This window comes from Geobacillus sp. BK01 (genome assembly GCF_052220245.1).
Taxonomy (GTDB): domain Bacteria; phylum Bacillota; class Bacilli; order Bacillales; family Anoxybacillaceae; genus Geobacillus.
In genome coordinates this window covers 1-5,390 of sequence record NZ_JBQPTH010000040.1, presented here as the reverse complement: position 1 = coordinate 5,390, position 5,390 = coordinate 1, and the positions used below count along the sequence as shown (strand labels likewise).

The window sequence follows — 5,390 nt, the reverse complement described above, 5'->3', positions numbered from 1 at the left end:
GCACCCTAGGTCTGTAAGATATCCACAAAATTGAAAAAGGATGTAAGGGATTTTGTCGAAAAATATTTTTTCGGCACCCCTGAGAGGCCGAAAAGCCTTGATATATCAACATTTCTAGAGGGAGGATCGGAACACCTTCTTTCCTCATCCGTACTGAATGTTTGGGTTATGCCATATCTTTCATCTATCTTGAAGGCAGAAACCTTTTCGGTCAGCCTCTTCATTGGCCCATTTCCAGCTACGCCTCCAAAACAGACGCTGGCCGCTCCTCGCTTTGTGCGGATGAAGCAAAATCGTACTTCTTTTCCACATACACTTGATGCCAAACCATAAACGCCAACACCGTCCACAGCTTGCGGCTATGGTCCGCCTTGTGGAGGGCATGTTCATCCAGCAGCCGATGGAGCACATCCTTATGGAACAGATGATCGGTTTCGCTTTCGTGGATGAGCTGTCTCGCCCAGTCATACATTTCGTTTTTCAGCCAGTGGCGAATCGGCACGGGGAACCCTAATTTTTTCCGGTTTAACACATGATCCGGCACGATGCCTTCGGCGGCTTTACGTAAAATATATTTCGTCGTACCGTTGGCTATTTTCATGTCAGGGGCGATTCGCGCGGCGACCTCAAACACCTTTTTGTCTAAAAACGGAACGCGCAGCTCAAGCGAATGGGCCATCGTCATTTTGTCCGCTTTCACCAAAATATCGCCCCTAAGCCATGTATGGAGGTCAATATACTGCATGCGGTTTACAGGTGGGTAATGAACCGTTTCGCGGTAAAAAGGAGCCGTCACCGCCGTATATTCGCGCCCCTTTTGATACGTTTTGAGCAACGCCGCTTTTTCTTTTTCGCTATACATTTTCGCATTGCCAACATACCGTTCTTCGAGCGGCGTCGTGCCGCGCTCCAAAAAGCTTTTTCCTTTCATCCCGTCCGGAAGCAGCTTCGCGATCATCCGCAACACCGCTTTTACGATGTTTGGCATACGCACAAACAGCCGCAGCGACTCTGGTTCGCGGTAAATGTTGTAACCGCCGAACAGCTCGTCCGCCCCTTCGCCAGAAAGCACAACCGTGACATGCTTTCTCGCCTCACGAGCGACAAAATAAAGCGGCACCGCCGCAGGATCGGCAAGCGGATCGTCCATATGCCACATAATTTTCGGCAGCTCTTCCATATACTCCTGCGGCGAGATGACATAGCTGATATTGTCCACCCCAAGCTTCTCCGCGGTGTCTTCGGCAACATCGATTTCGCTGAACCCTTCCCGCTCAAACCCGACGGAAAAGGTCTTCAGGTGCGGATGGAATTGTTTCGCGATGGCGACGATGAACGATGAATCAATGCCTCCCGACAAAAACGCACCGACCGGCACATCGCTGCGCATATGGACGCTGACCGAATCAAACAGCGCATCGCGGATTTGCTTGACAAGCTCCTCTTCCGATTGGCGAATGGGGTCGAAGGATGCCTTCCAATAACGATGAATCGTGAGCGGTTTTCCGACTTGTTTCTTGAGATAATGCCCCGGCTCCAGCTTGTAAATGCCGGCCGACATCGTCAGCGGCTCAGGGACGTATTGGAACGTTAAATAATGCTGCAGGGAGTCGCCGTTCAGCGATTCCCGCCCCAACGCCAGCAGGATGCTTTTCTTTTCTGAAGCGAAAAACGTGCGCCCTGCTTGCTCCGCATAAAAAAATGGCTTAATGCCAAACGGATCCCGCGCCGCAAACACCGTTTTCTCTTGCTTGTCCCAAATGACAAACGCAAACATTCCGCGAAGCTTTTCGATCGCTTTTTCTTTTTCCGCGCTATAAAGGGCCACAATCACCTCGGTATCCGAATGCGTCGCAAACGAATATCCTTTCGCCGCCAGCTCCTCCCGCAATTCAAGATAGTTGTAAATTTCCCCGTTAAAAATGATCCAATATCGATCGTTTTCATAAGACAGCGGCTGATGCCCCGCCTCCAGATCGATGATGCTCAGCCGCCGAAAGCCAAAACTCACGTAGTCATCAAAAAAATACCCCTCATCGTCGGGGCCGCGATGGGTAATCAGGCGGTTCATCTCCATCAACGTTGTTTTCCATGTTTGCTCCATCGCTCTCGGGCGATCATGAATACAGCCAATAAACCCGCACATCGTAAATGATTGCCCCCCACTTTGCAAAAAAGAATCGAAAAAACGACATCACAAATCTTTTTAAGAAGAATGATTTAGACAAAGACCCTTTCATTTTATCGTACACAAAACCAAGTTTCAAAAGCAATCCGTTTCCACTTTTTCAGGAAAACTGCCTGCAAGATTTTCAGTTCCCCATCATATTAACGATAAAATATGGAGAAAGTGTGAAATTCGCCACTTTTGAAAAGTGGACAGCTTGGCCATGCCCTTGAACCATGCCGGACGTCGATAAGGTGACGTTGGCGAAACAAATCAAGAAAAATCCTACTCCAAGTGTTTTACGGACACCAAAATGAAGCGACTTTCTCCATACATTTTACACATCTATTTTTTATTATATCATTGCATCTTCCACTACAAGCTTAAGGAGGAAAAACGACATGAAAAAATGGCTGCTTGGCGCCATTTTCGCAGGAATCGCAGCGATTGGCGCCGCTTGCTCAAATCCATCTTCCATGCAAGGACATGACATGTCCAACATGAAGATGAACAAAGAAGATGTTTCCGCCGAAACGAGCAAGCCACAATTGCCGTTCGCAACCAATACAGAGGTATTATCTGGGAAAGACATTCATCTTACGGCGAAGGAAGCGTTATTGCCAATCAACGATCAAGTGAAACTCCCGGTATACACGTATAACGGATCGGTGCCTGGTGCGCAAATCCGTGTAAAACAAGGGGATACGGTCAAAATTGTTGTAAAAAATGAATTGCCGGAACCGACAACGATTCACTGGCACGGCTATCCGGTTCCCAATAGCCAAGACGGGGTGCCGGGTGTCACAATGGACGCTATTCAACCAGGTGAAACGTTTACGTATGAATTTACGGCAACTGTGCCGGGAACGTATTGGTATCATTCCCATCAAAAAAGCGCAGAGCAAGTGGACAAAGGATTATACGGCACGTTGATCGTAGAACCGAAAAATGAAGAAAAAGTCGATCGAGATTATACGCTTGTATTAGATGAATGGATGAGCAATCCGAATGCGGAAAACGAAAACAATATGAATATGAACGGAAATATGGATATGAGCGGCATGGATCATAGCAATATGAATAATGGAAATCACTCTGATCACCAACAAATGGATATGGGCAGCATGGGCCATAACATGAATATGTACGATCTTTTCACGATAAACGGAAAAAGCGGAGCGGCGATTGAACCGTTAAACGTGAAAAAAGGCGAAAAAGTGCGGCTCCGTCTGATCAATGCCGGATATATGTCCCACAAGCTTCATTTGCATGGACATGAGTTTCAAATTGTCGCAACCGACGGGCAACCGTTAAAAGATCCGCAACCCATCAAAGATGAACTGTTGAATATCGCGCCAGGTGAGCGCTACGACATTGAGTTTATCGCCAATCACCCGGGTGAATGGCTGCTGGAATGCCACGGGAATATGAAAGGTACCGATGGCATGAAAGTGAAAATTCAATACGAAGGACAAGCAAACAATGCGGACAAAACGAACGCAAAAGAAAATCTCCCTGTTGTGGATATGACAACATCCGGAAAATATGAAACAGGTCCATTTACGTTAGACCAACCATATGATGTCGAGTACACAATGGATTTAGGAACAGCCATGGGCAAAAATGGCATGATTTTCACGATTAATGGGAAAACGTATCCTGATACAGCGCCGATCAATGTGAAGACAGGAGATTTCGTAAAAGTAAAAATCGTGAACAGCTCACCGATGGATGTCCATCCGATGCATTTACACGGACACTTCTTCCAAGTGTTAAGCAAAAACGGCAAGCCAGTCAAAGGCGCTCCATTGATGAAGGATTCGTTAAATGTCAACCCTGGCGAAGAATACGTCGTCGCGTTTAAAGCGGATAATCCGGGAAATTGGATGTTCCATTGCCATGACTTGCACCATGCTTCAGCGGGAATGGCGACAGAAGTCAACTATACCGATTACAAATCGGACTATACCCCAGATCCGAACGACACAACGAATAAAGGGGAATAAGAAAGCTGAGGGGCTGACCCAAAACGCGAATGCATCTTGGGATCAGCCCCTTTTGAGTAACGTGCTATCCCTAAACAGCTCATACGGTTTGAATTGAAGTCTACCTTTCATTTAACAATTGTTCAACGTGCTGTTTTAACACAGGAATCTTATTTCGAACGACATCCCACACAATTCGATAATTAATGGAGAAATAACTGTGGATCAGCATATCCCTCATGCCAGCCATCTTTCTCCACTCGATATGTGGAGATGCTTGCCTGATTTCATCTGGAATGTTTTTGGCTGCTTCTCCGATGACTAATATGTTTTTAATGACTGCATCTGATACTAAATCATTATCTAAGAAGTCATCATAAGAAAGCCCTTGGGTGTACTTCTCGATTTTCTCCGCAGCGGCCAAAATATCTTGCAAAAAGACGCTAGTCTCTCTCTGCATACTTAACACCCTTTAAAATAGCTGCCTTTAATCCTGGTTTGATATCATCTACGATCACTAAATCGACTGGTTTTTGAAAATGATCTTCCAAACTGAATTTCAACTCCATATAATGATCAAACGTCACTGCATCATCCATAAATTCTACCAACACATCAATATCACTCGATTCCCTTTGTTCTCCCCGACTGTACGAACCAAATATCCCGATTCGCTTCACACCGTACTTTTCCTTCCATAAATCTAAATATTTCGACATTTCATTAAGGATGTCTTGTTGCGATAGCAAATAAATCCCCCCTTTTTTCTGCGCCCGTTATTTTCATTATAACATCCCGTTTTCCCGATATTCTTCAAGAAGAGAAAAAACTTTCCCCAGCCGAGAACTCGTTTAGGCGATAAAAAAGTGCCCCGTTATCATTTCGGGACACCTTCCGTCTGTTACTTCACATCATATCCTTGCTCTTCAATCGCTTCTTTCAGTTTTTCTACACTTACCTTTGTTTCATCATACTCCACATCAACCGTGCCTTCTTGTAAATGCACCTCTACACGGCTGACGCCATCCAACGCTTGAAGGGCATTGGTCACCGCCGCTTTGCAATGTCCACATGTCATTCCTTGTACTTCCAACGTAATCGTCATCATCCATTCCTCCCTCTAGAAATGTTGATATATCAAGGCTTTTCGGCCTCTCAGGGGTGCCGAAAAAATATTTTTCGACAAAATCCCTTACATCCTTTTTCAGTTTTGTGGATATCTTACAGACCTAGGGTGC

5 protein-coding genes are annotated in these 5,390 nt (G+C 45.8%); 1 reads left to right on the top strand and 4 read right to left on the bottom strand.

From position 1 onward, the window contains the following. Positions 1-238: 238 nt before the first annotated feature. Complete coding sequence (asnB, locus tag ACTVDO_RS17115) at positions 239-2,146, bottom strand: asparagine synthase (glutamine-hydrolyzing) (RefSeq protein ID WP_442901940.1); 1,908 nt, start codon at positions 2,144-2,146, stop codon at positions 239-241. 422 nt (positions 2,147-2,568) lie between these two features. On the opposite strand from asnB, the gene ACTVDO_RS17110 reads away from it, so the two are divergent. After that, positions 2,569-4,173 (top strand): multicopper oxidase family protein, encoded by a 1,605-nt coding sequence (locus ACTVDO_RS17110; RefSeq protein WP_442901938.1) that lies wholly within the window; start codon positions 2,569-2,571, stop codon positions 4,171-4,173. Between the two features lie 100 nt (positions 4,174-4,273). Here ACTVDO_RS17110 and ACTVDO_RS17105 read toward each other — a convergent pair whose 3' ends face one another. The 3 genes from ACTVDO_RS17105 to copZ form a co-directional block, all read right to left on the bottom strand. Further along, the gene (locus ACTVDO_RS17105; RefSeq protein ID WP_020959039.1) at positions 4,274-4,612 is read right to left on the bottom strand and encodes a HepT-like ribonuclease domain-containing protein; all 339 of its coding nucleotides are present in this window, start codon (positions 4,610-4,612) and stop codon (positions 4,274-4,276) included. Continuing rightward, entirely contained in the window at positions 4,596-4,901 is a 306-nt protein-coding gene (locus tag ACTVDO_RS17100; RefSeq protein WP_020959038.1) for a nucleotidyltransferase family protein, read from the bottom strand. The genes ACTVDO_RS17105 and ACTVDO_RS17100 overlap by 17 nt, the downstream gene beginning before the upstream one ends. A gap of 152 nt (positions 4,902-5,053) precedes the next feature. Then, positions 5,054-5,257, bottom strand: coding sequence for a copper chaperone CopZ (copZ, locus tag ACTVDO_RS17095; RefSeq protein WP_020959037.1), 204 nt, complete (start codon positions 5,255-5,257; stop codon positions 5,054-5,056). Positions 5,258-5,390 lie beyond the last annotated feature (133 nt).